25 protein-coding genes are annotated in these 25,507 nt (G+C 70.5%); 19 read left to right on the top strand and 6 right to left on the bottom strand.

What is annotated here, in order from left to right; genetic code table 11:
- Positions 1-243: 243 nt before the first annotated feature.
- Positions 244-936 carry a demethylmenaquinone methyltransferase gene (locus ABZ693_RS32335; protein ID WP_359884795.1) on the top strand — a complete coding sequence of 231 codons (693 nt, stop codon included), beginning with the start codon at positions 244-246 and terminating at the stop codon, positions 934-936.
- A gap of 76 nt (positions 937-1,012) precedes the next feature.
- A complete protein-coding gene (locus tag ABZ693_RS32330) occupies positions 1,013-2,299 on the top strand; it encodes a geranylgeranyl reductase family protein (RefSeq protein ID WP_359884793.1) in 1,287 nt (428 codons plus the stop codon).
- Positions 2,300-2,360: 61 nt separating this feature from the next.
- Here ABZ693_RS32330 and ABZ693_RS32325 read toward each other — a convergent pair whose 3' ends face one another.
- The 3 genes from ABZ693_RS32325 to ABZ693_RS32315 form a co-directional block, all read right to left on the bottom strand.
- Positions 2,361-2,810, bottom strand: a complete 450-nt coding sequence (locus tag ABZ693_RS32325) for a PIN domain-containing protein (RefSeq protein ID WP_359884791.1) — start codon at positions 2,808-2,810, stop codon at positions 2,361-2,363.
- Positions 2,804-3,046 (bottom strand): hypothetical protein, encoded by a 243-nt coding sequence (locus ABZ693_RS32320; protein ID WP_359884789.1) that lies wholly within the window; start codon positions 3,044-3,046, stop codon positions 2,804-2,806. The genes ABZ693_RS32325 and ABZ693_RS32320 overlap by 7 nt, the downstream gene beginning before the upstream one ends.
- 129 nt (positions 3,047-3,175) lie before the next feature.
- Positions 3,176-4,042 (bottom strand): C40 family peptidase, encoded by an 867-nt coding sequence (locus ABZ693_RS32315; RefSeq protein ID WP_359884788.1) that lies wholly within the window; start codon positions 4,040-4,042, stop codon positions 3,176-3,178.
- A gap of 686 nt (positions 4,043-4,728) precedes the next feature.
- Here ABZ693_RS32315 and ABZ693_RS32310 point away from each other — a divergent pair.
- From ABZ693_RS32310 to nuoN, 14 genes are all read left to right on the top strand, one after another.
- Positions 4,729-5,088, top strand: a complete 360-nt coding sequence (locus ABZ693_RS32310) for an NADH-quinone oxidoreductase subunit A (protein WP_003992243.1) — start codon at positions 4,729-4,731, stop codon at positions 5,086-5,088.
- 17 nt (positions 5,089-5,105) lie between these two features.
- On the top strand, positions 5,106-5,660 hold the full coding sequence (locus ABZ693_RS32305; protein ID WP_359884786.1) for a NuoB/complex I 20 kDa subunit family protein: 555 nt from the start codon (positions 5,106-5,108) through the stop codon (positions 5,658-5,660).
- A complete protein-coding gene (locus tag ABZ693_RS32300; RefSeq protein WP_359884784.1) occupies positions 5,657-6,412 on the top strand; it encodes an NADH-quinone oxidoreductase subunit C in 756 nt (251 codons plus the stop codon). Before ABZ693_RS32305 ends, ABZ693_RS32300 begins: the two co-directional genes overlap by 4 nt.
- Positions 6,409-7,731, top strand: coding sequence for an NADH-quinone oxidoreductase subunit D (locus ABZ693_RS32295; RefSeq protein ID WP_359884783.1), 1,323 nt, complete (start codon positions 6,409-6,411; stop codon positions 7,729-7,731). Before ABZ693_RS32300 ends, ABZ693_RS32295 begins: the two co-directional genes overlap by 4 nt.
- Before the next feature lie 80 nt (positions 7,732-7,811).
- Positions 7,812-8,549, top strand: a complete 738-nt coding sequence (nuoE, locus tag ABZ693_RS32290) for an NADH-quinone oxidoreductase subunit NuoE (RefSeq protein ID WP_359884809.1) — start codon at positions 7,812-7,814, stop codon at positions 8,547-8,549.
- A complete protein-coding gene (gene nuoF, locus ABZ693_RS32285; protein WP_359884781.1) occupies positions 8,546-9,898 on the top strand; it encodes an NADH-quinone oxidoreductase subunit NuoF in 1,353 nt (450 codons plus the stop codon). The genes nuoE and nuoF overlap by 4 nt, the downstream gene beginning before the upstream one ends.
- Positions 9,895-12,387 carry an NADH-quinone oxidoreductase subunit G gene (locus tag ABZ693_RS32280; protein WP_359884779.1) on the top strand — a complete coding sequence of 831 codons (2,493 nt, stop codon included), beginning with the start codon at positions 9,895-9,897 and terminating at the stop codon, positions 12,385-12,387. Before nuoF ends, ABZ693_RS32280 begins: the two co-directional genes overlap by 4 nt.
- The gene (gene nuoH / locus ABZ693_RS32275) at positions 12,384-13,745 is read left to right on the top strand and encodes an NADH-quinone oxidoreductase subunit NuoH (protein WP_359884777.1); all 1,362 of its coding nucleotides are present in this window, start codon (positions 12,384-12,386) and stop codon (positions 13,743-13,745) included. The genes ABZ693_RS32280 and nuoH overlap by 4 nt, the downstream gene beginning before the upstream one ends.
- The gene (gene nuoI, locus ABZ693_RS32270) at positions 13,738-14,316 is read left to right on the top strand and encodes an NADH-quinone oxidoreductase subunit NuoI (RefSeq protein WP_359884775.1); all 579 of its coding nucleotides are present in this window, start codon (positions 13,738-13,740) and stop codon (positions 14,314-14,316) included. Before nuoH ends, nuoI begins: the two co-directional genes overlap by 8 nt.
- Positions 14,313-15,206: an NADH-quinone oxidoreductase subunit J gene (locus ABZ693_RS32265; RefSeq protein ID WP_359884773.1), complete on the top strand. Its 894-nt coding sequence runs from the start codon at positions 14,313-14,315 to the stop codon at positions 15,204-15,206. The genes nuoI and ABZ693_RS32265 overlap by 4 nt, the downstream gene beginning before the upstream one ends.
- A complete protein-coding gene (nuoK, locus tag ABZ693_RS32260; protein ID WP_359884772.1) occupies positions 15,203-15,502 on the top strand; it encodes an NADH-quinone oxidoreductase subunit NuoK in 300 nt (99 codons plus the stop codon). Before ABZ693_RS32265 ends, nuoK begins: the two co-directional genes overlap by 4 nt.
- Positions 15,503-15,512: 10 nt before the next feature.
- On the top strand, positions 15,513-17,405 hold the full coding sequence (gene nuoL / locus ABZ693_RS32255) for an NADH-quinone oxidoreductase subunit L (protein WP_359884770.1): 1,893 nt from the start codon (positions 15,513-15,515) through the stop codon (positions 17,403-17,405).
- A gap of 5 nt (positions 17,406-17,410) precedes the next feature.
- Positions 17,411-18,982, top strand: a complete 1,572-nt coding sequence (locus ABZ693_RS32250; RefSeq protein ID WP_359884768.1) for an NADH-quinone oxidoreductase subunit M — start codon at positions 17,411-17,413, stop codon at positions 18,980-18,982.
- The gene (gene nuoN, locus ABZ693_RS32245; protein WP_359884766.1) at positions 18,979-20,640 is read left to right on the top strand and encodes an NADH-quinone oxidoreductase subunit NuoN; all 1,662 of its coding nucleotides are present in this window, start codon (positions 18,979-18,981) and stop codon (positions 20,638-20,640) included. Before ABZ693_RS32250 ends, nuoN begins: the two co-directional genes overlap by 4 nt.
- 113 nt (positions 20,641-20,753) lie before the next feature.
- On the opposite strand, the gene ABZ693_RS32240 is transcribed toward nuoN, so the two are convergent.
- Positions 20,754-21,257: a hypothetical protein gene (locus ABZ693_RS32240; protein ID WP_359884764.1), complete on the bottom strand. Its 504-nt coding sequence runs from the start codon at positions 21,255-21,257 to the stop codon at positions 20,754-20,756.
- 270 nt (positions 21,258-21,527) lie between these two features.
- Between ABZ693_RS32240 and ABZ693_RS32235 the strand changes: the two genes are divergently transcribed.
- Both ABZ693_RS32235 and ABZ693_RS32230 read left to right on the top strand, forming a co-directional pair.
- Positions 21,528-22,493: a helix-turn-helix transcriptional regulator gene (locus ABZ693_RS32235; protein ID WP_359884763.1), complete on the top strand. Its 966-nt coding sequence runs from the start codon at positions 21,528-21,530 to the stop codon at positions 22,491-22,493.
- A 52-nt stretch (positions 22,494-22,545) separates the two neighbouring features.
- The gene (locus ABZ693_RS32230) at positions 22,546-23,382 is read left to right on the top strand and encodes a dioxygenase family protein (protein WP_359884761.1); all 837 of its coding nucleotides are present in this window, start codon (positions 22,546-22,548) and stop codon (positions 23,380-23,382) included.
- Between the two features lie 141 nt (positions 23,383-23,523).
- Here ABZ693_RS32230 and ABZ693_RS32225 read toward each other — a convergent pair whose 3' ends face one another.
- Positions 23,524-23,760 carry a hypothetical protein gene (locus ABZ693_RS32225; RefSeq protein ID WP_359884759.1) on the bottom strand — a complete coding sequence of 79 codons (237 nt, stop codon included), beginning with the start codon at positions 23,758-23,760 and terminating at the stop codon, positions 23,524-23,526.
- A gap of 239 nt (positions 23,761-23,999) precedes the next feature.
- The gene (locus tag ABZ693_RS32220) at positions 24,000-24,653 is read right to left on the bottom strand and encodes a dihydrofolate reductase family protein (protein ID WP_359884757.1); all 654 of its coding nucleotides are present in this window, start codon (positions 24,651-24,653) and stop codon (positions 24,000-24,002) included.
- A 412-nt stretch (positions 24,654-25,065) separates the two neighbouring features.
- Between ABZ693_RS32220 and ABZ693_RS32215 the strand changes: the two genes are divergently transcribed.
- Positions 25,066-25,446 carry a hypothetical protein gene (locus ABZ693_RS32215; protein ID WP_359884755.1) on the top strand — a complete coding sequence of 127 codons (381 nt, stop codon included), beginning with the start codon at positions 25,066-25,068 and terminating at the stop codon, positions 25,444-25,446.
- The last annotated feature ends 61 nt before the right edge of the window (positions 25,447-25,507 follow it).

Raw genomic sequence — 25,507 nt, 5'->3', positions numbered from 1 at the left:
CGGGTACTCGTCCGCGTACCGCAGCGGCTCGGTGAAGCGCGGGTCGCGCACCACCGCGAGCAGTTGCCGCGGTGTGACCGGCCCCCGCCCAGGCCGGCGGTCTCGCAGGTGGTCTCCTTCGCCGGGGGGTTCCGGCACTCCTGGAGCCGCTCGCCCTCCGCCGGCCGGCAGGTGGGTGAGGCGGACGGGCCGGGCGCGGGGCCCGTCCCCGGCCGTCCGGGGGGCGGCTGCCACAATGGGGCGGTGAGCCGAGCATCCCTGGACAAGCAGCCGCACGAAGTCGCCTCGATGTTCGACGCCGTGGCGGCGAACTACGACCTCACCAACGACGTGCTCTCCCTCGGGCAGGACCGGCGCTGGCGCAAGGAGGTCGCGAAGGCGGTCGACGCGCGGCCCGCGCAGAAGATCCTCGACCTGGCGGCCGGGACGGCGACCTCCTCGCAGCCGTTCGTCCGCGCCGGCGCGTACGTCGTGCCCTGCGACTTCTCGCTCGGCATGCTCCAGGTGGGCAAGCAGCGCCACCCCTGGATGCCGTTCACCGCCGGTGACGGCATGCGGCTGCCGTTCAAGGACGACGTCTTCGACGCGGTCACGATCTCCTTCGGCCTGCGCAACATCCAGGACACGGACGCCGCGCTGCGCGAGCTGTACCGGGTGACGAAGCCCGGCGGCCGGGTCGTGATCTGCGAGTTCTCGCACGCGACGTGGAAGCCGTTCCGCACGGTGTACGAGGAGTACCTGATGCGCGCCCTGCCGCCGGTCGCGCGCGCCGTGTCGTCCAACCCCGACGCGTACGTCTACCTCGCCGAGTCCATCCAGGCCTGGCCCGACCAGCCGACCCTCGCGGGCAAGCTGACGAAGGCCGGCTGGTCGAAGGTCGCCTGGCGCGACCTGACGGGCGGGATCGTGGCCCTGCACCGGGGCTTCAAGGCGTAACCCGCCGCAATAGACTGCAATCGCCGCGATTCCGCGGCCGCCCTTCCTTTCCTCGACCTCCCCGGGAGACTCCGCCGTGACCGAGCAGCCCCTGTCCGAGCACAGCGCAGACGTGATCGTCGTCGGGGCCGGCCCGGCGGGCTCCACCACCGCGTACTACCTGGCCAAGGCCGGACTCGACGTCCTGCTCCTGGAGAAGACCGCGTTCCCGCGCGAGAAGGTCTGCGGCGACGGTCTCACCCCGCGCGCCACCAAGCAGCTCGTGTCGATGGGCATCGACATCTCCGAAGAGGCCGGCTGGCTGCGCAACAAGGGCCTGCGGATCATCGGCGGCGGCGTCCGGCTCGAACTGGACTGGCCGGACCTCGCCTCGTACCCGGACTACGGACTCGTCCGCAAGCGCGACGACTTCGACGAGATGCTCGCCCGGCAGGCGCAGAAGGCCGGCGCGCGGCTGTACGAGCGCTGCAACGTCAGCGGTCCGGTCATCGACGACCGTACGGGCCGGATCACCGGCGTCACCGCGAAGCTCGGCGAGGAAAAGCGCCAGGTCACCTTCAGCGCGCCGCTCGTCGTCGCCGCCGACGGCAACTCGACCCGGCTGTCGCTCGCGATGGGCCTGCACCGGCGCGAGGACCGGCCGATGGGCGTCGCCGTCCGGACGTACTTCACCACCCCGCGCCACCAGGACGACTACCTGGAGTCCTGGCTGGAGCTGTGGGACCGGCGCGGCCCGCAGGACCGTCTGCTGCCCGGCTACGGCTGGATCTTCGGCATGGGCGACGGCACCTCCAACGTCGGTCTCGGCATCCTCGACTCCTCCTCCGCCTTCCGCGAGCTGGACTGGCGCGAGGTGCTGAAGGCGTGGTGCGCGTCGATGCCGGAGGACTGGGGCTTCACGCCGGACAACATGACCACCCCGATCCGCGGCGCGGCGCTGCCGATGGCCTTCAACCGGCAGCCGCACTACACCCGCGGGCTGCTGCTCGTCGGCGACGCGGGCGGCCTGGTCAACCCGTTCAACGGCGAGGGCATCGCGTACGCCATGGAGTCCGGCCAGATCGCGGCCGACGTCATCGTGCAGGCGCACGCCCGGTCCACTCCGGCGCAGCGCGAGCTGGCCCTGCGGAACTACCCGCAGATCCTCAAGGACACCTACGGCGGCTACTACACGCTGGGCCGCGCCTTCGTGAAGCTCATCGGCAACCCGAAGGTCATGAAGATCGCGACCCAGCGCGGCCTGACGCACCCGCTGCTGATGAAGTTCACGCTGAAGATGCTGGCCAACCTGACCGACCCGACGGGCGGCGACGCGATGGACCGCATCATCAACGGCCTGTCGAAGGTCGCTCCAAAAGCCTGATCACTCAAGTCCTGGCCGCTCGGTGAGGTGCCGAGCGGCCAGGACCGCGGCGGTTCGGCCTTCAGACGTTGACGATCTTCACCTTCGGTGAACCGGGAAGCTCCTCGGCGGCCTTGCACAGGGCCGGAATGTGTGACTTGTCGGACGTGACGAGCAGCACCGGGGGTGGGCAGAGCGCGGCCGTGGCCACCACGAGTGCGTCCACGAGGCACTCGTGCCCGTCAAGACCCGAGACGTCCAGCAGCTTCGCCGCGGCGTCCGTCACCGCGTCGTTGACCGGTTTCACGTCGAACCGGGACAGCAGGAACCGGAGTCGCTTGGCGGCTTCCCCTGTCCGACGCACCTCCAAGGGCGTCAGTGCGGACAGCGCCACGCGCCGGCCGCTCTGCTGAGCGACCTCGATGCGCGCGCGCATCCCCTCGTCACCGTCGACGTGCGGTGAAAGCCCCTGGGCGTCCAGGACGAGCGTGCCCTCGCTCTTTGCCTTGATCTTGAGGCGCTTGCTTACCACTCCTGTTCCGCCTGCCGCCGTGCTTCGGTGGAGACGGGGCCGAACGCCTTGCGGTCGGCGGTCACGACCTCGCGAAGCTTCTGCGCGGCGAGCCATTCCTCCAGGGCTTCGGCCACAACGGAGGAGAACCCGCTCTTGCCGGCACGTTCCTCGACTTCCTTGATCAATGACTGGGCGAGCGACACGGATCTCTTGCCGGCCCGCTCGACGGCCTGGGGTGCCACGTGACTGCTCATACCTGAAACGTACCACCGGCGGTAGGAAGGCTCGTCGACACGGCGGCTCCTCCACGCGCGCGTACGGCGAAGGGCCGCCGCTCCCCCGAGGAGCGACGGCCCTTCACCGTACGGACGTGAGGCGCCGGATCAGAGGATCCGGACGGCGCCCGACGGCGGGTCGTAGTCGAGGGAGCGCTCGACGGTGCCGGTCGAGGAGTTCTGGGCGCCGACGAACTTGCCGCCGCCGACGTAGATCGCGACGTGGTACGAGCTGCTGCGGCCGCCCCAGTAAAGGATGTCGCCCGGCTGGAGGTTGCTCAGCGAGACGGCGGTGCCCTTCATGGACTGGGCGCTGGAGACGCGCGGCAGGTCGATGCCGGCCTGGCGGTACGCGGCCTGGACGAGGCCGGAGCAGTCCCAGGAGTTGGGGCCGGTGCCGCCGGGGACGTACGCGTCGCCGACCTGGGCGCGGGCGAAGGCCACGATCGAGGCGGCGGTGCCGGTGGCGGCCTGCGAGCTGCTGCTGGAGGAGGAGGCGGAGGCGCCGGTGGAGGAAGAAGAGGACGAACCCGAAGCGGAGTACGAGGTCGTCTGCGCGAGCTGGGCGCGCTGGGCGTCACGGGACGCGCGGGCCTTGGCCTCCGCGTCGGCGCGGGCCTTCTCGGCGCGCTCGGCCTGGGCCTTGCGCTCGGCCTCCGCCTTCGCCTTCTTGGCGTCCTTGGCGGCCTTCTGGAGGGCCGCGTCCTCCTGGGCCGCCAGGTCCTGGTCCAGGGCCTCCTGCTGGTTCGCCTCGGCGGAGGCGGAGACGGCACTGGCGATGTCGGTGTCCAGGGCGCCCAGGGTGGGCATCTCCAGGGTCGCCTCGGTCACCGACTCGGCGGACGCCGGGGTGGCGGCGCCGGCCACCGCGATGGTGCTGAGCACGCCACCGGCGACTCCGGCCCGCAGCGAGAGCTTCGTGGCGCTGCGGCGGGGCTTCCGGTGGCTGGGTATGGGAGCGGTGGTGTGGGACATGGGAACAACCGCTATCAGGGCATCAGGGTTCCCTTCAAGAAACGTGGTCTGCGCCACAGTTGTGGCCGGAGTGGCCGAATCCGCTTCCCTCAGACCCTTATTGACGGCGTAACGGACATAGCGGTCAGCCCCTCGCGGGCTCTTGATCACGCGTTTTCGATGAAACGTCCGAATTGCCCGCCACTTACCATCTCTTCACGTCGATGGCCAAGCCCTGCTCTTTCCGCGCTCGCGCGCGCGTGACGCAGGTCACAGTCTTGATCGACAGGGACCTTCGCGTCCACCTGGGTCCGTCCGGCCCCTCGACCGGGCGATGGCCGGTTCTTTATCACCCGCAGGCGTCTCGTCGCGAATTTGCGTGCACGCACCACCTCTTGATAGAGCGACACCCCTTCCGACCAGCGATTTCAGGCTCGGATGTCACCTCTGGTGATCACTTGCGTGCTTCACGCGACAAGATCACCGTCCATCCGGCTTCATGATCGTTCGTCAGGTGGTGGAGATCACAAAGCTGTTGGCGTACCCCGTGTCGCAGATCACAGAGGGTCAGGCTTAAGATACGCGGACGTCGGGCTTGTGAACTGCCTCACATGGTGGCGATCTTTCGCGCGAGGCTCCCCGAAGCTCCGCGCCCCGGCTTGCTAGTGCGGTCCAACGGTCAAGGACGACTGGAAGGAGCGAGGAGCGTGAATGCGTACGCGCCCATCCTCGTGCTCGGTGCCCTGGGAGCGGGGTTTGCGATCTTCTCCGTGGTCATGGCCACGCTCATCGGGCCAAAGCGGTACAACAGGGCAAAACTTGAGGCGTACGAGTGCGGCATCGAGCCCACCCCTACGCCGGCCGGAGGCGGTCGCTTCCCGATCAAGTACTACCTGACGGCGATGCTCTTCATCGTCTTCGACATCGAGATCGTCTTCCTCTACCCCTGGGCCGTCACCTTCGACGCCCTGGGGATTTTCGGGCTCGTGGAGATGCTGCTCTTCGTGCTCACCGTCTTCGTCGCCTACGCGTACGTGTGGCGGCGCGGCGGCCTGGAATGGGACTGAGGGGCTGAGGAGCACCCATGGGACTCGAAGAGAAGCTGCCGAGCGGTTTTCTGCTGACCACCGTCGAACAGGCCGCGGGCTGGGTGCGGAAGTCCTCCGTCTTCCCCGCCACCTTCGGCCTCGCGTGCTGCGCCATCGAGATGATGACGACCGGCGCCGGCCGTTACGACCTGGCCCGGTTCGGCATGGAGGTCTTCCGCGGTTCGCCGCGGCAGGCGGATCTGATGATCGTGGCCGGCCGGGTCAGCCAGAAGATGGCGCCCGTGCTGCGGCAGGTCTACGACCAGATGCCGAACCCCAAGTGGGTCATCTCCATGGGCGTGTGCGCGTCCTCGGGCGGCATGTTCAACAACTACGCGGTGGTGCAGGGCGTCGACCACGTCGTGCCGGTCGACATTTATCTGCCGGGCTGCCCGCCGCGCCCGGAAATGCTGATGGACGCCATTCTCAAGCTCCACCAGAAGATCCAGACCTCCAAGCTCGGCGTGAACGCGCAGGAAGCGGCCCGTGAGGCGGAGGAAGCGGCGCTCAAGGCGCTGCCGACCATCGAGATGAAGGGTCTGCTCCGGTGAGCGACGAGACACCCAATCCCGAGAAGGAGCTGAGCGCTCAGAACCTGCCAGGCCAGCGCGGCGACCATGGCGAGGAGGTGCGCGTCCAGCGCGGCATGTTCGGCGCCAACAACGGCGGCGACACCTCGGGTTACGGCGGGCTCGTCCGCCCGGTGCGTCTGCCGGGGGCGGCCACCCGCCCGTACGGCGGCCCACACGGCGGAGGCGCATACGGATCCTTCGACGAGATCGCCGACGAGCTGGAAGGCGCCCTGGAGGAGCAGGGGCTGGTCCCTTCGAGCGCCATCGACAAGACGGTCGTCGACCGGGGCGAGCTGACCTTCCACATCGAGCGCGAGCACCTCGTCCGGGTCGCCCGCACCCTGCGCGACGACCCGGCGCTGCGCTTCGAGCTGTGCATGGGGGTCTCCGGGGTCCACTACCCGGGCGACAAGGGCCGCGAGCTGCACGCCGTCTACCACCTGCGCTCGCTCACCCACGGCCGCACGCTCCGCCTGGAGGTCTCGGCGCCCGACGCCGACCCGCGCATCCCGTCGATCGTCCCGGTCTATCCGACCAACGACTGGCACGAGCGCGAGACGTACGACTTCTTCGGCATCGTCTTCGACGGCCACCCCGCCCTCACCCGGATCATGATGCCGGACGACTGGCAGGGCCACCCGCAGCGCAAGGACTATCCGCTCGGCGGCATCGCCGTCGAGTACAAGGGCGCCCAGATCCCGGCTCCGGACCAGCGGAGGTCGTACTCGTGAACACCCCATCTGCCGGCGCCCGGGACACCACCGAAGGCACCGTCTACACCGTCACCGGCGGCGACTGGGACGAGGTCGTCCAGTCCGCCGCGAAGGCCGACGACGAGCGCATCGTCGTCAACATGGGTCCCCAGCACCCGTCCACCCACGGCGTGCTGCGGCTCATTCTGGAGATCGACGGCGAGACCGTCACCGAGGCCCGCTGCGGCATCGGCTACCTCCACACCGGCATCGAGAAGAACCTCGAGTACCGGACCTGGACGCAGGGCACCACCTTCGTCACCCGGATGGACTACCTCACCTCGTTCTACAACGAGACGGCGTACTGCCTCGGCGTGGAGAAGCTGCTCGGCGTCACCGACCAGGTCCCGGACCGCGCCAGCGTCATCCGCGTCCTGCTGATGGAGCTGAACCGGCTCTCCTCGCACCTGGTCTGCATCGCCACCGGCGGCATGGAGCTCGGCGCCACCACGATCATGATCTACGGCTTCCGGGACCGCGAGCTGATCCTGGACCTGTACGAGTTGATCACCGGCCTGCGCATGAACCACGCGTTCATCCGGCCCGGCGGCCTCGCCCAGGACCTGCCGCCCGGCGCCGTCGACGCCGTCCGCGAGTGCGTGAAGACCCTGAAGAAGAACCTGCCGGAGTACGACAAGCTCGCCACCGGCAACCCCATCTTCAAGGCCCGCATGCAGGATGTCGGCTACCTCGACCTCACCGGCTGCATGGCGCTCGGCGCCACCGGGCCGATCCTGCGCTCCGCGGGCCTCCCGCACGACCTGCGCAAGACCGACCCGTACTGCGGCTACGAGAACTACGAGTTCGACGTCCCGACCGCCGACAGCTGCGACGCGTACGGCCGTTTCCTCGTCCGCCTGGAGGAGATGCGCCAGTCGCTGCGGATCGTCGAGCAGTGCCTCGACCGCCTGGAGCCCGGCCCGGTCATGGTCGGCGACAAGAAGATCGCCTGGCCCGCGCAGCTCGCCCTCGGCCCCGACGGCCTCGGCAACTCCCTCGACCACATCAAGAAGATCATGGGCACCTCCATGGAGGCCCTGATCCACCACTTCAAGCTGGTCACCGAGGGCTTCCGGGTGCCGGCCGGGCAGGCGTACGCGGCGGTCGAGTCGCCCAAGGGCGAACTCGGCGTGCACGTCGTGTCCGACGGCGGCACGCGCCCCTTCCGGGTCCACTTCCGCGACCCGTCCTTCACCAACCTGCAGGCCATGGCGGCGATGTGCGAGGGCGGCCAGGTCGCCGACGTCATCGTCGCCGTCGCCTCCATCGACCCCGTGATGGGAGGCGTCGACCGATGAGCGACGGAACCCCCGCCCGCCCCGCGGACGGTCAGACCCCGGGAGCGCGGACCGGTCCGACCGGTCCGACCGGTCTCGGCATGCCCCAGCTGCCCGCGCCCGACTATCCGGCCGAGGTCCGCGCCCGGCTGGAGACGGACGCGAAGGCGATCATCGCCCGCTATCCGGGCGAGCGCTCCGCGCTGCTGCCGATGCTGCACCTGGTGCAGGCGGAGGAGGGGCACGTGACGCGTACGGGCATGCGGTTCTGCGCCGACATGCTCGGCCTGACGACCGCCGAGGTCACCGCCGTCGCCACCTTCTACACCATGTACCGGCGCAAGCCGTCCGGTGACTACCAGGTCGGCGTCTGCACCAACACCCTGTGCGCGGTGATGGGCGGCGACGCCATCTTCGAGACGCTCAAGGAGCATCTCGACGTCGGCAACGACGAGACGACCGCGGACGGCAAGATCACGCTCGAACACATCGAGTGCAACGCGGCCTGCGACTTCGCGCCCGTGATGATGGTCAACTGGGAGTTCTTCGACAACCAGACGCCCGAGTCGGCCACGGCCCTCGTCGACGACCTGCGCGCCGGCCGCCCCGTCTCGCCCACCCGCGGCGCGCCCCTGTGCACCTTCAAGGAGACCGCCCGGATACTGGCCGGTTTCCCCGACGAGCGCCCCGGCGCCGTCGAGGCGAGCGGCGGTGCGGGTCCCGCGTCGCTCGTCGGCCTGCGCCTGGCCAAGGGCGAGACCCCGCAGCAGGCGAGGCAGCAGCACCAGCCCCGGGTCGTCCACCCGCGCGGCGAGGCAGCCAGTGAGGAGGGGGAGTGATGACTTTGGCGGCCGAGATCAACAACAGCAGCCCCGAGAAACTGCTCTCACCCGTTCTGTCGGCCTTCTGGGACCAGCCCGAATCCTGGACCCTGGAGACCTACCGGCGGCACGACGGGTACGAGGGCCTGCGCAAAGCCCTCGCGATGTCGCCCGACGACCTCATCGCGTACGTGAAGGCGTCCGGTCTGCGCGGACGCGGCGGCGCCGGCTTCCCCACCGGAATGAAGTGGCAGTTCATTCCGCAGGGCGACGGCAAGCCGCACTACCTCGTCGTCAACGCCGACGAGTCCGAGCCCGGCACCTGCAAGGACATCCCCCTCCTCTTCGCCAACCCGCACTCCCTCATCGAGGGCATCGTGATCGCCTGTTACGCGATCCGGTCCAGCCACGCCTTCATCTATCTGCGCGGCGAGGTCGTGCCCGTCCTCCGCCGCCTCCACGAGGCCGTACGGGAGGCGTACGCGGCGGGTTACCTCGGCCGGGACGTCCTGGGCAGCGGTCTCGACCTCGACCTCACCGTGCACGCCGGCGCCGGCGCGTACATTTGCGGCGAGGAGACCGCCCTGCTCGACTCGCTCGAAGGGCGCCGCGGCCAGCCCCGGCTGCGACCCCCCTTCCCCGCGGTCGCCGGTCTGTACGCGTGCCCCACTGTGGTGAACAACGTCGAGTCCATCGCCTCTGTTCCCGCGATCCTGAATCGCGGCAAGGAATGGTTCACGTCGATGGGCACCGAGAAGTCCCCGGGCTTCACGCTCTACTCGCTGAGCGGGCACGTCGCCTCGCCCGGCCAGTACGAGGCCCCGCTCGGCATCACCCTGCGTCAGCTGCTCGACATGAGCGGCGGGATGCGGCCCGGGCACCGGCTCAAGTTCTGGACCCCGGGCGGCTCGTCCACCCCGATGTTCACCGACGAGCACCTCGACGTCCCGCTCGACTACGAGGGCGTCGGCGCCGCCGGGTCCATGCTCGGCACCAAGGCGCTGCAGTGCTTCGACGAGACGACCTGCGTGGTGCGGGCCGTCACCCGCTGGACCGAGTTCTACGCGCACGAGTCCTGCGGCAAGTGCACGCCGTGCCGCGAAGGCACGTACTGGCTGGTCCAGTTGATGCGCGATATCGAAGCCGGCAAGGGCGTGATGTCGGACCTCGACAAGCTCAACGACATCGCCGACAACATCAACGGCAAGTCCTTCTGCGCCCTCGGCGACGGCGCCGCCTCGCCGATCTTCTCGTCCCTGAAGTACTTCCGCGACGAGTACGAGCAGCACATCACGGGCAAGGGCTGCCCCTTCGACCCCGCCAAGTCGACCGCCTGGGCGGACAAGAACCGGGAGGTGAACGCATGACCGCCAGTACGTCCGCCGCCTCCGGGAAGGGCACCGCGGCAGTGCCGGAGGACCTCGTCACGCTGACCATCGACGGTGCCGAGATCTCCGTCCCCAAGGGGACCCTGGTGATCCGCGCCGCCGAGGAGCTCGGCATCGAGATCCCCCGCTTCTGCGACCATCCGCTGCTCGACCCGGCCGGTGCCTGCCGCCAGTGCATCGTCGAGGTCGAGGGCCAGCGCAAGCCCATGGCGTCGTGCACCATCACCTGTACCGACGGGATGGTGGTCCGCACCCAGCTGACGTCGAAGGTCGCCGAGAAGGCCCAGCACGGGGTGATGGAGCTGCTGCTCATCAACCACCCGCTGGACTGCCCGGTCTGCGACAAGGGCGGCGAGTGCCCGCTGCAGAACCAGGCCATGTCGCACGGCCAGGCCGAGTCCCGCTTCGACGGGAAGAAGCGCACGTACGAGAAGCCGGTGGCGATCTCCAGCCAGGTGCTGCTCGACCGTGAGCGCTGCGTGCTGTGCGCCCGTTGCACCCGCTTCTCCCTCCAGGTCGCGGGCGACCCGATGATCGAGCTGATCGAGCGCGGCGCGCTGCAGCAGGTCGGCACCGGCGAGGGCGACCCGTTCGAGTCGTACTTCTCCGGCAACACCATCCAGATCTGCCCGGTCGGCGCGCTCACCTCCGCCGCGTACCGCTTCCGCTCCCGCCCCTTCGACCTGGTGTCGTCGCCGAGCGTGTGCGAGCACTGCGCGGGCGGCTGCGCGACCCGCACCGACCACCGGCGCGGCAAGGTCATGCGGCGGCTCGCCGCCGAGGACCCCGAGGTCAACGAGGAGTGGCTCTGCGACAAGGGGCGGTTCGGCTTCCGGTACGCGCAGCAGCGCGACCGGCTGACGACGCCTCTGGTACGCGACGAGGCCGGCGTCCTCGAACCCGCGTCCTGGCCGGAGGCCCTGGAGGCGGCGGCGCGCGGGCTCGTGCGCGGGCGTACCGGCGTGCTGACCGGCGGCCGGCTGACGGTCGAGGACGCCTACGCGTACGCCAAGTTCGCGCGGGTCGCCCTCGACACCAACGACGTCGACTTCCGGGCCCGCGTCCACTCCGGCGAGGAGGCCGACTTCCTGGCCGCCACCGTCGCCGGCCGCGGCCGGGACCTGGACGGGACCGGGGTCACGTACAGCTCGCTCGAAGCCGCCCCGTCGGTACTCCTGGTCGGTCTGGAGTCCGAGGAGGAGGCGCCCGGCGTCTTCCTGCGGCTGCGCAAGGCGTGGCGCAAGAAGGGGCAGAAGACGTACGCCCTCGCGGCCTATGCCACCCGCGGTCTGGAGAAGACGGGCGGCACGCTCCTCGCCGCCGCGCCCGGCACCGAGACCGAGTGGCTGGACGCCCTCACCTCCCGCGTCGGCCTCTCGCAGGACGGCTTCGCCGCCGCCGAGGCGCTGCGCGAGGAGGGCGCCGTGATCGCCGTCGGCGAGCGGCTCGCCGCCGTACCGGGCGGGCTCACCGCCGCCGTACGGGCCGCGACCGCCACCGGCGCGACGCTGGTGTGGATCCCGCGCCGGGCGGGCGAGCGCGGCGCCGTCGAAGTGGGCGCCCTCCCGACGCTGCTGCCCGGCGGACGGCCCGCGACCGACCCCCGCGCGCGTGAGGAGATCGCCGCGGCCTGGGGCATCCGCGAACTGCCCGCCGGGTTCGGCCGCGACACCGGCCACATCGTGGAGGGCGCCGCCACCGGCGAACTCGGGGCCCTGCTCGTCGCCGGCGTCGACGTCGACGACCTGCCGGACCCGGCACGCGCGCGTGAAGCACTCGACGCGGCCTTCGTCGTCTCCCTGGAGCTGCGCCCCGGCGCGGTCACCGAGCGGGCCGACGTGGTGCTGCCGGTCGCCGCGGTCGTCGAGAAGTCCGGCACCTTCCTCGACTGGGAGGGCCGCGCCCGGCCGTTCGAGGCCGCGCTGAAGCCGGAGCAGATGACGAGGTCGCTGGCGCCCACCGACGCGCGCGTCCTGCACATGCTCGCCGACGCGATGGACGTCCACCTGGCGCTGCCCGACCTGGTGTCGATCCGGCGCGAGCTGGACCGGCTGGGCGGCTGGACCGGCGAGCGGGCCTCCGGCCCGGCCGAGCCGGGCCAGGCGGCCGCCCGCCCGGGCGAGGGCGAGGCGGTGCTCGCCGGACACCGGCTGCTGCTCGACCTCGGCCGCCTGCAGGAGGGCGACGAGGCCCTGGCCGGCACCCGGCACGCCGCCGTCGCCCGGCTGTCCGCCGTGACCGCGGAGGCCACCGGCGTCAAGGACGGCGACGTCCTCGCCGTCAGCGGCCCGGCCGGGACCACCGAACTGCCGCTGGCCGTCACCGAGATGCCCGACCGGGTGGTCTGGCTCCCGCTGAACTCGACCGGCCGCGGCGTCCTCGCCGACACCGGCGCCCGCCCCGGCGACCTGGTCCGCATCGGCCCGGCCGCGGCCCCGGCCGCCACCCCGACGGAGGTGCAGGTGTGAACACGCCGCTCGCCGCCGAAGACCTCTCCCTGTTCGGCACGGACCCCTGGTGGCTCGTCCTGGTCAAGGCCGTCTTCTGCTTCGCGTTCCTGATGGTGACCGTGCTCTTCTCCATCGTGTGGGAGCGCAAGGTCGTGGCCTGGATGCAGCTGCGCGTCGGCCCCAACCGGCACGGCCCGTGGGGTCTGCTCCAGTCCCTCGCCGACGGCGTCAAGCTGATGCTGAAGGAGGACCTGATCGTCCGCCGCGCGGACAAGCTCGTCTACGTCCTCGCGCCGATCGTGGCCGCCATCCCGGCGTTCATGGCCATCGCCGTCATCCCGTTCGGCCCGTCCGGCAACGAGGTGTCGATCTTCGGCCAGCGCACCACGATGCAGCTGACCGACCTGCCGATCGCGATGCTGTACGTCCTCGCGGTCGCGTCCGTCGGCATCTACGGCATCGTCCTCGCGGGCTGGTCCTCCGGCTCGACGTACCCGCTGCTCGGCGGTCTCCGCTCGGCCGCGCAGATGATCTCGTACGAGATCGCCATGGGCGCCGCGTTCGCCTCCGTCTTCCTCTACTCCGGGTCGATGTCGACCTCGGCGATCGTGGAGGCGCAGGCCGACCGCTGGTACATCGTGCTGCTGCCGGTCTCCTTCCTCATCTACATCGTGACGATGGTGGGCGAGACCAACCGCGCCCCCTTCGACATGCCGGAGTCCGAGGGCGACCTGGTCGGCGGCTTCAACACCGAGTACTCGTCGATCAAGTTCGCGCTGTTCATGCTCGCCGAGTACGTCAACATGGTGACCGTCTCGGCCGTCGCGACCACCCTCTTCCTGGGCGGCTGGCGCGCCCCGTGGCCCGTCTCGGGCTTCTGGGAGGGCGCCAACCACGGCTGGTGGCCGATGCTCTGGTTCGTCCTCAAGGTGCAGCTGCTGCTGTTCTTCTTCATCTGGCTGCGCGGCACCCTGCCCCGGGTCCGCTACGACCAGCTGATGAAGCTGGGCTGGAAGATCCTCATCCCGGTCTCCGTGGTCTGGCTGATGCTGGTCGCCACCGTCCGGGCGCTGGGCAACGAGGGCTACGACTTCCGGACCATCGTCCTGTCGGTCGCCGGCGCCGTCCTCGCGGTGCTGCTGCTGTCCTTCGTGGCGGACGTCTTCCGCGACAAGAAGGCCAAGGGCGAGGCCGCGGAGGCCGAGCGCGAGGCCCCGTTCGACCCGATGGCGGGCGGATTCCCCGTACCGCCCAAGCCAGGACAGTCCCTGCCGCCCGTACCGAGGCGCCGGTCCCGCGGTGAGCGGGAGCTGATTGTCAGTGGTGGCCCCGATACTGCTACCGCGAGTGAGGGAGAGGAGACGGACCGTGTCTGATTTCCAGAATCCGGTGGCCGGTTTCGGCGTGACCTTCAAGGCCATGTTCAAGAAGCGGCTGACCGAGCAGTACCCGGAGCAGCAGAAGACCACGGCGCCCCGCTTCCACGGCCGGCACCAGCTCAACCGTCACCCCGACGGTCTGGAGAAGTGCGTCGGCTGCGAGTTGTGCGCGTGGGCCTGCCCGGCCGACGCCATCTACGTGGAGGGCGCCGACAACACCGACGAGGAGCGCTACTCCCCGGGTGAGCGGTACGGGCGGGTGTACCAGATCAACTACGCCCGCTGCATCCTGTGCGGCCTGTGCATCGAGGCGTGTCCCACGCGCGCGCTGACGATGACCAACGAGTTCGAACTGGCCGACTCCTCCCGCGAGAACCTGATCTACACCAAGGAGCAGCTGCTCGCGGGCCTCGACGACGTCATGGTCGACACCCCGCACGCCATCTACCCGGGCATGGACGAGCAGGACTACTACCGGGGCCTGGTCACCGAGGCCGCCCCCGGCACCGTCCGCCAGGTCGCCGTGTCCAAGGGCGAGAAGGGCGAGCCGGAGGGGGCGGACGCATGAGCGTGAACCCCGGCCTCGACCTCGCGGCGAACTCCCTGGCCGCCGCGGCCGCGTCGACCACCTCCACGGGCGAGGCGTTCCAGTTCTGGGTGCTCGGCGTGGTCGCCGTCCTCGGTGCCCTCGGCACGATCCTGATGCGCAAGGCCGTCCACTCGGCGCTGTGCCTCGCCGGCACCATGATCGTCCTGGCGGTCTTCTACCTCGCCAACGGCGCGTACTTCCTCGGCATCGTCCAGGTCGTCGTCTACACCGGCGCGATCATGATGCTGTTCCTCTTCGTCGTCATGCTGGTCGGCGTCACCGCCGCCGACTCGGTGAAGGAGACCATCAAGGGCCAGCGCTGGTGGGCCGCCCTGTGCGGTCTCGGCTTCGGCATCCTGCTGATCGCCGGCATCGGCAACGCCTCGCTGAAGTCGTTCAACGGCCTCGGCGCGGCGAACTCCGCGTACGGCGGGAACGTCGAGGGCCTGGCCGCCCTCGTCTTCACCAAGTACGTCTTCGCCTTCGAGATCACCGGCGCGCTGCTCATCACCGCGACCGTCGGCGCGATGGTCCTCACCCACCGCGAGCGCACCGAACGCGCCCACACCCAGCGCGAGCTGTCCGAGCAGCGCGTACGGGAAGGCACGCACCTGCCGCCGCTGCCCGCGCCCGGCGTCTACGCCCGGCACAACGCGGTGGACATCGCCGGTCTGCTGCCCGACGGCACCCCGGCCGAGCTGACCGTGATCTCGACGCTGCGCAAGCGCGGCCAGATCCGGGACGTGTCCCGCGAGGCGATGGCCGACCTGAAGGCGCTGGAACAGCGCTCGGCCGAGCGCCTCGGCCGCGGCCGGGACGGTGCCGAGGGCCGGGACCTGGTCCGGGACGAAGAGGAGGCCACCCGGTGAACCCCGTCAACTACCTGTACCTCTCCGCCCTGCTGTTCACCATCGGCGGTGTCGGGGTGCTCATCCGGCGCAACGCGATCGTGCTCTTCATGTGCGTCGAGCTGATGCTCAACGCCTGCAACCTCGCGTTCGTCACCTTCTCCCGAATGCACGGCAACCTCGACGGCCAGATCATCGCCTTCTTCACGATGGTCGTCGCCGCCGCGGAGGTCGTGGTCGGACTCGCGATCATCGTGTCCGTCTTCCGTGCCCGTCACTCGGCCTCGGTCGACGACGCCAGCCTGATGAAGCTGTGAGGGGCTGACCGTGGACAACCTCATTGCGCTGCTCGTCGCGGCGCCCCTGCTCGGAGCGGCCGTCCTGCTGTGCGGCGGCCGCCGGCTCGACAAGGCCGGGCATCTGCTCGGCACGGTGATGGCCGCCGCGTCGTTCGTCATCGGTGTCGTCCTGTTCGTCGACATGCTCTCCAAGAGCGCCGACGACCGGGCCCTGCACCAGTTCCTGTTCAGCTGGATCCAGGTCGGGGGCTTCCAGGCGGACATCGCCTTCCAGCTCGACCAGCTGTCGATGACCTTCGTGCTGCTGATCACCGGCGTCGGCACGCTCATCCACGTGTACTCGATCGGGTACATGGAGCACGACGAGCGCCGCCGCCGCTTCTTCGGCTACCTCAACCTGTTCGTCGCGGCGATGCTCCTGCTCGTCCTCGCCGACAACTACCTGCTGCTGTACTTCGGCTGGGAGGGCGTCGGCCTCGCCTCGTACCTCCTCATCGGCTTCTGGCAGCACAAGCCCAGCGCGGCCACCGCCGCGAAGAAGGCGTTCCTGGTCAACCGGGTCGGCGACATGGGCCTGTCGATCGCGATCATGCTGATGTTCACCACCTTCGGGACCTTCGCCTTCAAGCCGGTCCTGGACGCGGCGGGCGACGCGACCGAGGGCAAGCTGACCGCGATCGGCCTCATGCTGCTGCTCGCCGCCTGCGGCAAGTCGGCCCAGGTGCCGCTGCAGTCCTGGCTCGGCGACGCGATGGAGGGCCCGACCCCGGTCTCGGCCCTCATCCACGCCGCCACCATGGTCACCGCCGGCGTCTATCTGATCGTCCGCTCCGCCGACATCTTCAACGCGGCGCCGGACGCCCGGCTCGTCGTCACCATCGTCGGCGCGGTCACGCTCCTCTTCGGTGCGATCGTCGGTTGCGCGAAGGACGACATCAAGAAGGCGCTCGCCGGATCGACGATGTCGCAGATCGGCTACATGATCCTCGCGGCCGGTCTCGGTCCGATCGGCTACGTCTTCGCGATCATGCACCTGGTCACGCACGGCTTCTTCAAGGCCGGGCTCTTCCTCGGCGCCGGTTCGGTCATGCACGGCATGAACGACGAGGTCGACATGCGGAAGTTCGGCGGCCTGCGCGCGTACATGCCGGTCACCTTCGTCACCTTCGGCCTCGGCTATCTCGCGATCATCGGCTTCCCCGGCCTGTCCGGCTTCTTCTCCAAGGACAAGATCATCGAGGCGGCGTTCGCCCAGGGCGGCACCGAGGGCTGGATCCTCGGCTCGGTCACCCTGCTCGGCGCGGCCATCACCGCGTACTACATGACGCGCGTGATGCTGATGACCTTCTTCGGCGAGAAGCGCTGGCAGCCGGACGAGCATGGCGCGCTGCCGCACCCGCACGAGTCGCCCCGCTCGATGACGCTCCCGATGATCCTGCTCGCGGTCGGCTCGGTCGCCGGCGGCGCGGTCTTCGAGTTCAGCGGCTTCGTGGAGTGGCTGGAGCCGGTCACCGGCTTCGCCCACGGCAACCCGCCGATCAGCGCCGGAGTCGTCACCACGGCCACCATCGTCGTGATGATCCTCGGCGTCGGCCTCGCCTATCTCCAGTACGGGCGGAACCCGGTGCCCGTCGTCGCCCCGCGCGGCTCGCTGCTCACCCGGGCCGCCCGCCGCGACCTGCTCCAGGACGACCTGAACCACGCGGTCTTCGTGAGCGGCGGTACCCATCTGACCCGCTCCCTCGTGTACGTGGACCACAGCCTCGTGGACGGGGTGGTCAACGGCACGGCGGCCTCGGTCGGCGGGCTCTCCGGCCGGCTGCGCAAGCTCCAGAACGGCTACGCGCGGTCGTACGCGGTCTCCATGTTCGGAGGCGCGGCGGTGCTCATCGCCGTGACCCTGCTGATGAGGGCGGTGTAACCCCCATGTCCTTCCCGCTCCTGACGGTGACGGCAGCGGTGCCGGCGGTTGGTGCGATCCTCACCGCCGCCGTGCCCGCGGCCCGCCGTACCGCCGCCAAATGGCTGGCGCTGGGCGTCTCGCTCGTCACGCTCGCGTGCGCGGCGGTCGTCTTCGCCCGCTTCGAGCCCGGCGGCGCCCGCTACCAGCTCACCGAATCCCACTCCTGGATCAAGGAGTTCGGCGTCCGCTACGAGCTGGGCGTGGACGGCATCGGGGTGGCGCTCATCGGCCTCACCGCGCTGCTGATCCCGTTCATCGTGCTGGCCGGCTGGCACGACGCCGACCCTCTGGAGACGTCGTCCTCCCGGTGGCGGCCCACGCAGGGCTTCTTCGCCATGATCCTCATGGTGGAGGCGATGGTGATCCTCTCCTTCGAGGCCACCGACGTCTTCCTCTTCTACATCCTGTTCGAAGCCATGCTCATCCCGATGTACTTCCTCATCGGCGGCTTCGGCGACCGCGCCCACACCGGCACCGACCAGAACGCGGCGGCCCAGCGCTCGTACGCGGCGGTCAAGTTCCTGCTCTACAACCTGGTCGGCGGCCTGATCATGCTGGCCGCCGTCATCGGTCTGTACGTCGTCGCCGGCGGCTTCTCGCTCCCCGAGATCATCGAGGCGCGGGCGAACGGTTCGCTGGAGATGGCGGGCAGCACCGAGCGCTGGCTGTTCCTCGGCTTCTTCTTCGCCTTCGCGGTGAAGGCGCCGCTGTGGCCGCTGCACACCTGGCTGCCGAACGCGATGGGCGAGGCCACCGCCCCGGTCGCCGTCCTCATCACCGCGGTCGTCGACAAGGTCGGCACCTTCGCGATGCTCCGCTTCTGCCTCGGGCTCTTCCCGGAGGCGTCGAAGTGGGCCACGCCGGTGATCGTCGCCCTCGCGCTCGTCAGCATCGTGTACGGCGCGCTGCTCGCGGTCGGCCAGCGCGACATCAAGCGCCTGGTGGCGTACGCGTCGATCTCGCACTTCGGCTTCATCGTCCTGGGCATCTTCGCGATGACCAGCCAGGGCCAGTCCGGCGCCACGCTCTACATGGTCAACCACGGCATCTCCACGGCCGCCCTGATGCTCGTCGCCGGCTTCCTGATCTCCCGGCGCGGCTCGCGGCTCATCGCCGACTACGGCGGGGTGCAGAAGGTCGCCCCGGTGCTCGCCGGCACCTTCCTGATCGGCGGCCTGGCCACCCTGTCGCTGCCCGGACTCGCCCCGTTCGTCAGCGAGTTCCTGGTCCTGGTCGGCACCTTCTCGCGTTACCCGGTGGCCGGGATCATCGCCACCACCGGCATCGTCCTCGCCGCGCTCTACACCCTCGTCCTCTACCAGCGGACGATGACGGGCCCGGTGAAGGAGGAGGTGAAGAAGCTCCCCGACCTGCGGCCGCGCGAGCTGGCGGTGGTCGCCCCGCTGATCGCCGTCCTCATCTTCCTCGGGGTCTTCCCGAAGCCGCTGACCGACATCGTCAACCCGTCGGTGCGGCACACCATGTCCGACGTCCAGCAGCAGGACCCCAACCCCGAAGTGGAGGCGGCCAAGTGAGTTCCTCCGCCGTCGCACCCGCCGTCCACACCCTGTGGACGGCGGCGGCCGGGCCGGTCGACAAGATCCCGGCCCCCCACATCGAGTACACCCAGCTCTCGCCCGTGCTCATCGTCGTCGGCGCGGCCGTGCTCAGCGTCCTCGTCGAGGCCTTCGTGCCGCGCCGGGGCCGCCACGGGACGCAGGTGTTCCTGAGCGTCCTGGCGCTGGCCGCCGCGTTCGCCGCGGTCGTCGGCCTCGCCGCCGGCGGGTACGGCTCGACCAAGGCGCACATCGCGGCCATGGGCGCCGTCGCCGTCGACGGGCCCGCCCTGTTCCTCCAGGGCACCATCCTGCTGGCCGCGATCCTGTCCATTCTCACCTTCGCCGAGCGGCGCCTCGACCCGGCCGACGGCGGACACCGGGTCGACTCGTTCGCCGCCGAGGCCGCCGCCGTACCCGGCAGCGAGCAGGAGAAGGCGGCCGTCAAGGCCGGCTTCACCACCACCGAGGTCTTCCCGCTCGCCCTGTTCGCGGTCGCCGGCATGCTGGTCTTCCCGGCCGCCAACGACCTGCTGACGCTCTTCATCGCGCTGGAAGTCTTCTCGCTGCCGCTGTACCTGCTCTGCGCCCTCGCCCGCCGCAAGCGGCTGATCTCGCAGGAGGCCGCGGTCAAGTACTTCCTGCTCGGCGCCTTCTCCTCCGCGTTCCTGCTGTTCGGCACGGCGCTGCTGTACGGCTACGCGGGCTCCGTCACGTACGCCACCATCGCCGACGTCGTCAGCGGCGCCGTCACCTCGGCGGACCCGGCGCTCGCCGGCACCATGGGCAACGACGTCCTGCTGCTCATCGGCTTCGCGCTGGTGGTGATGGGTCTGCTCTTCAAGGTCGGCGCCGTCCCGTTCCACATGTGGACCCCGGACGTCTACCAGGGCGCCCCGACCCCCGTCACCGGCTTCATGGCCGCCGCGACGAAGGTCGCCGCGTTCGGCGCGCTGCTGCGGCTGCTTTACGTGGTGCTGCCCGGGCTCACCTGGGACTGGCGGCCGGTCATGTGGGCCGTCGCGATCGTCACGATGCTGGGCGGTGCGATCGTCGCCATCACGCAGACCGACATCAAGCGGCTGCTCGCCTACTCGTCGATCGCCCACGCCGGGTTCATCCTGGCCGGTGTCATCGCGGCGACCCCGAGCGGTGTCTCGTCCGTGCTGTTCTACCTGGCCGCGTACTCCTTCGTGACGATCGGCGCCTTCGCCGTCGTCACGCTGGTGCGCGACGCGGGCGGCGAGGCGACGCACCTGTCCAAGTGGGCGGGGCTCGGGCGCCGTTCGCCGCTGGTCGCGGCGGTCTTCGCGGTGTTCCTGCTGGCCTTCGCCGGCATTCCGCTGACCTCGGGCTTCGCGGGCAAGTTCGCGGTGTTCAAGGCGGCGGCGGACGGCGGCGCGGGCGCGCTGGTCGTGGTCGGTGTGATCTCGTCGGCGATCGCCGCGTTCTTCTACATCCGGGTGATCGTGCTGATGTTCTTCAGCGAGCCGAAGGCCGACGGGCCGACGGTCGCGGTGCCGTCGGGCTTCACGTCGGTCGCGATCACGGCGGGTGTCGTGGTCACGCTGGCGCTGGGCTTCGCGCCGCAGTACTTCCTGGACCTGGCGAGCCAGGCGGGCGTGTTCGTGCGATAGCCGTCCGGTTCGGCGTACGAGGGAAGGGGCCCGGCTTCGCGCCGGGCCCCTTCGTCGTGTGCGGGCCGTGTGCGGGCCGCGTGCAGGGCCGTGTCCGGGCCCGCCCGCGGGGCTTACGGGCAGGAGATCCGCGGGTTGAAGCGGGCGAAGAGGCCGGCCGGGTTCTCCTCGTAGAGCCAGACGTGGCGGTCGAAGACCCGGCCGAGGCCCGCGATGTCGAAGGGCCCGTCGAACTTCCGGCCGAACATCACCGGCGCCGGCTGCCCCGTGCTCCGGACGATCCACTCTGCCCCGACCAGGTGCCGCTCGCCGTTCTTCCCGGTCGCGTACAGCAGGGCGGTCGGGCGGGACGGGTCGGTGGAGCCGAGGTCGGCGAGCTTGGCGTAGTGGTAGCCCATGCCGCCCATCGCCGGGTCCGACTTGCAGTCGTCGGTGCGGAGGAAGTCGTCCTGGGGCGCGTTCGGTTCGTGGAGGTACTTCGCCGTGGCGTTGTACGCCCGTCCCAGGTCGCGCTCCACGGAGCCGTTGTCGCCCGCGTGGGCGGAGCCCGGCAGGAGCAGGGGTGAGGCGAGCGCGAGGGCGGCGGCGCCGCAGGCGGCGAGGAAGGAACGGGGCATGCGGAAGCTCCTCGGGAGAGGGGTGCGGGCGGCGTACGGGCGGAGTGCGAGGCGGGGCGGGCGGGGCGGGCGGGGCGGGCGGACGGGGTGACAGAAGCGTCACCCTAGGGCGGGCGGGGCGCATGCGGAGGGCGTCCACGCGGGGGTGACCCGACGGGGTGAGTCGTGCCATCGTGGGGTGACGTATTGGTCGAGACCAATGGCCGATCGCGCCACCGTCACGTGCTCGTCGCGCGCCCGTCGCGGGCCCGCCGAGGAGGGAGCCGCCCGATGCGCGGGACCGCCCGGTTAGCCGACACCCCGCCCGTCCACAGCCTGGAAATGCGGCTGCCGGACGACGTGCCGTTCGCCATCGGCAGCTTCGACGAGATCGGCCGGTACTCCCGGGCCGCCTTCCCGCACCGGCACACCTTCTACGAGATCGTGCACGTCACCCGCGGCACCGGCACCCATGTCGTCGACCTGGCCCGCTGGGAGCTCCGGCCGCCGCATCTGGGCGTGATCGTGCCCGGGCAGGTCCACCACTGGGAGGACACCCGGGACCTCGACGGCCATGTCGTCCTGTTCACCCCGGACTTCCTGGTCGGCCAGAGCGGCGACCGGGACCTGCTGCGCCGCGTCGGCGCGCGGCCCTGGCACTGCCTCGACCCGGCCGCGCACGCCCGCACCGGCCGGCTCCTGGCCGAGCTGAGCGAGGAGTACCGGCACGGGGACCCCGGGTTCGCCACGGTGCTGCGCTCGCTGCTGCACGTCCTCCTGGTGCGCATGGCCCGGCTGGGGGACCGGCCGCCGGAACTCGCGGACGGGGTGTACGGGGGCGGGGTGTACGGGGCGGGTGCCGGGGGCGCCGGAGGCGGCGAGGTGGGGGCCGGGCGGCACGCGGTCGCCGAGGAGTTCGCCCGGCTGCTCGCCGGCACCGGCCCGGACGTCCTCGGTTCGGTACGGGAGTGCGCCGACCGGCTCGGGGTCACCCCGGGCTATCTCACCGAGGCGTTACGGGCGGCCGTCGGCCGCACGCCCGGCAGCCTGCTCCGCGAGGCCCGCACCCGGGAGGCCCAACGCCTGCTCGCCCGCACCGACTTGTCGGTCCGTCAGATCGCGGCCCGCACCGGCTTCGACGATCCGGCGTATTTCTGCCGCTTCTTCCGCCGCGAGACCGGCATGAGTCCGGGCGGCTTCCGAAAGCACCACGACCGCCGTGCTCCGTCCATCGAAGCCGGCCCCGGACCGGCCTAGGTTTCTGCTCGTTCCATTCCGCCACCCCCCACTCCCCATTCCAGGAGCAGGCATGGACCGAGACACGACCCCCGCCGGACACGTCACCCGCAAGACGGTGCTGCGCGCGGCCCTCGCGGCCGGCATCGCGGCGCCCGCGGTCCTCATGGGCGTCCCCGCACTCGCCCGTAACCTCACCGACGGCGCCACCCCGCCCCCGATCACCCCCGAGTGCCACGACGGCGACGCGCCCACCATCGAGCAGATGGAGGGCCCGTACTTCAAGCCCAACTCCCCGCTGCGTACCAGCCTGCTGGAGCCGGGCACGTCCGGTGTGCCGCTGACCGTCGGCGGCTACGTCTTCGGGCGCGCCTGCAAGCCCATACCCGGCGTCCTGATGGACTTCTGGCAGGCCGACACCAACGGGGCGTACGACAACACCGGGTTCCGCTTCCGCGGCCACCAATTCACCGGCGCGGACGGGGGGTTCAAGCTCACGACGATCGTGCCGGGGCTCTACCCGGGCCGCACCCGCCACCTCCACGTCAAGGTGCAGGCACCGGGCCGCCCGATTCTCACGACGCAGCTGTACTTCCCGGGCGAGCCCCGCAACAACACGGACTCGATCTTCGACGCGCGGCTGCTGATGGCGGTACGGGACGTGGGCGGCGGCGCCAAGGAGGCGGCCTTCGACTTCGTCCTGAACATCGCCCAGGACCCCGGCCCGAGCCCGACGCCCACCCCCACGGCGACGGCGACCGCGCCGGGCGGGACGTGGGCGGTCGGCACCGCGTACCGGGCGGGCGACGCCGTCACGTACGCCGGCCGCGGGTACGTCTGCCTCCAGGCCCACACCGCCCAGCCGGGCTGGGAGCCCCCGTCGGTCCCGGCCCTCTGGCGCGCCGTCTGACCTGCGCGCGGGGGCGGGTGGTCGGCACGACGTCCGGGCGCCGCGCGCCGATCCCGACATCACCGTGAGCGTCGACACGCCGACCGTGCACCAGGTGGCCATCCCGCCGATCCCGCTCTCCGCGCTGGAGGGTGGCGGCGTCTACCCGGGCTGGCGGGGCAGCTGGACCGGTGTCGTCGTCAACAACACCGACCGGCCCATGGAGGTGTTCTTCGAGGGCCTGTGGATCGAGGGCACGATCGCCCCGTTCATCGAGCTCGGTTTCGAGGGATGGCACGACGTGACGCTGCGGCCCGGTGAGAGCTCGGCGCAGTTCACCATCACCGCCGAGATGCCGCCGTGGACCGGCAATGTCGCGCAGGGCACCAGCGGCACCATCCACGCGGTGTGGGAGGTCGTCCCGGTGGGCCCGCCGGAGCCGCCCGAGCCGCCCCGGCCCCCGTGCGAGCCCGGCTACGGCACCGGCTACGACCACTGCGTCGAGGCACCCGCGAGGGCGCGCGCGCAGAGCGTAGGGCGCGCGCGTAGGGCGTGTGCGCAGGGCGTAGGCGCGTGCGCCGGCCCGGGAGTGTGTCCACCGGCCCGCCCGGCCCTGGAGGCCGGGCGGGCAGGGGTGTTCAGTCGCGCCAGAAGATGTGGTGCGTCACGCCGCTCGGGCTGGGCACGATCTCCAGGTGGTAGCGGTCGCGCAGCTCGTCGGGAGAGTCCCACAGCCGCTGCCCGTCGCCGAGCTTCAGCGGCGAGACCGCCACGTGCAGGGTGTCGATGAGCCCGGCGTCGAGGAACTCCCGGATGGTGCGCACCCCGCCGCCGAGCCGGACGTCCTTGCCTTGCGCCGCCTCCTTGGCCTGCGCGAGGGCGGTGGCCGGGTCGGCGTCGACGAAGTGGAACGTGGTGTCGGAGAGCGTGATCGACGGCCGCGGGTGGTGCGTCATGACGAACACCGGGGTGTGGAACGGCGGTTCGTCGCCCCACCAGCCCTGCCAGTCGAGGTTCTCCCACGGCCCGCGCTGGGGCCCGAACTTGTTGCGGCCCATGATCTCGGCGCCGATGTTGTGGGAGAAGTCCCGGGTGAAGTAGTCGTCGAGGCCGCGGCTGCCGCCGGGGTCGGTGCGGTTGGGCCAGCTCGCGGTGGCCCCGGCCCAGCCGAACATCTTCTGCGGCAGGTCGGCGATGCCGAACGGGTTGTCGAGGCTCTGGTCCTCGTCGAAGCCGGCGGCGATGCCGTCGCTGGAGACGTTGAAGTTCTGGACTTTCAAGAGCTGGGTCACGTGTTCCTCCAGTGTTGTCGGACGACAGTGGTGAGACTCTCCGGTCCGGAGAAACTCATCGGTGCGTCCATGATCGGCCGGAGACCGGGCCACCCGGCGTCACGACCTGCGAGGCGTACGGGGGTCGGACCGTCCGCGATCACGCGCGACCGGCCACCCCGAAAGCAGCTTCTCACACATCCGTTCGATTATTGAGCGATTGTCACGGGTGTCCGGGGGCCGGCGACCGGGCGCCCTCTGTTGTCCGAGGTACTCACCAGGGTGTGTCGCCCGGATGCTGGTCCTGCCCGTCATTCACGGGGGGACGATCCACGCCGGAACCGGAGATCGGTTCGGCAGCCGGGACGGGGGAGGCTGTCGGGGGCGGGATACGCGGGCGCCCTCTTCGGACAGAGAAGAGGAAGGGAACACCGTGAGGAACCTGAAGGTCGTGCTCGGAGCATCCGTGGCCACGGTCGGTGCCGTCGCCACTCTGATGACGGGAGCCGGCAGCGCCAACGCCGCGGCCGCCGGTAGCCTCTACGGCTGCCCGTCCGGGGCCGTCTGCGTGTACGCCGAGGACCAGGTCGCGAACAGCAGCACCCTGACCGACACGTACTGGGCGTACGACGCCCACAACCTGTCCGGCCAGTACGGGTGGCACTGGGTGATCAACAACCAGACCGGCGGCGCCAGCGCCGACCTCTGCTACAAGTACAACGGTGGCGACTGCACCGGCGGCCGGATCCCCGCCGGCGGCTGGAAGGCGGCGAACCTCACCGACATCAACTCCATCCGCCTCAACCGTCCGTAGTCCCGGCCCGCCAGGGCGGTTCCTCACGGCTGAAAGACCTGGTCAAGGTGGCCGCGGCGAG

This window comes from Streptomyces laurentii (assembly GCF_040635425.1).
GTDB classification, from domain to species: Bacteria; Actinomycetota; Actinomycetes; order Streptomycetales; family Streptomycetaceae; genus Streptomyces; species Streptomyces laurentii.
This window is presented reverse-complemented; position numbering and strand designations above follow the sequence as displayed.

Bases quoted from the DNA above. Each gene is read 5' to 3' on its own strand.
- ABZ693_RS32320 (WP_359884789.1), bottom strand. From the start codon at position 3,046: ATGAGCAGTCACGTGGCACCCCAGGCCGTCGAGCGGGCCGGCAAGAGA.
- ABZ693_RS32315 (WP_359884788.1), bottom strand. From the start codon at position 4,042: ATGTCCCACACCACCGCTCCCATACCCAGCCACCGGAAGCCCCGCCGC.
- ABZ693_RS32305 (WP_359884786.1), top strand. From the start codon at position 5,106: ATGGGACTCGAAGAGAAGCTGCCGAGCGGTTTTCTGCTGACCACCGTC.
- nuoE (WP_359884809.1), top strand. From the start codon at position 7,812: ATGCCCCAGCTGCCCGCGCCCGACTATCCGGCCGAGGTCCGCGCCCGG.
- ABZ693_RS32280 (WP_359884779.1), top strand. From the start codon at position 9,895: ATGACCGCCAGTACGTCCGCCGCCTCCGGGAAGGGCACCGCGGCAGTG.
- ABZ693_RS32265 (WP_359884773.1), top strand. From the start codon at position 14,313: ATGAGCGTGAACCCCGGCCTCGACCTCGCGGCGAACTCCCTGGCCGCC.
- ABZ693_RS32250 (WP_359884768.1), top strand. From the start codon at position 17,411: ATGTCCTTCCCGCTCCTGACGGTGACGGCAGCGGTGCCGGCGGTTGGT.
- ABZ693_RS32240 (WP_359884764.1), bottom strand. From the start codon at position 21,257: ATGCCCCGTTCCTTCCTCGCCGCCTGCGGCGCCGCCGCCCTCGCGCTC.
- ABZ693_RS32235 (WP_359884763.1), top strand. From the start codon at position 21,528: ATGCGCGGGACCGCCCGGTTAGCCGACACCCCGCCCGTCCACAGCCTG.
- ABZ693_RS32230 (WP_359884761.1), top strand. From the start codon at position 22,546: ATGGACCGAGACACGACCCCCGCCGGACACGTCACCCGCAAGACGGTG.
- ABZ693_RS32225 (WP_359884759.1), bottom strand. From the start codon at position 23,760: ATGGTGCCGCTGGTGCCCTGCGCGACATTGCCGGTCCACGGCGGCATC.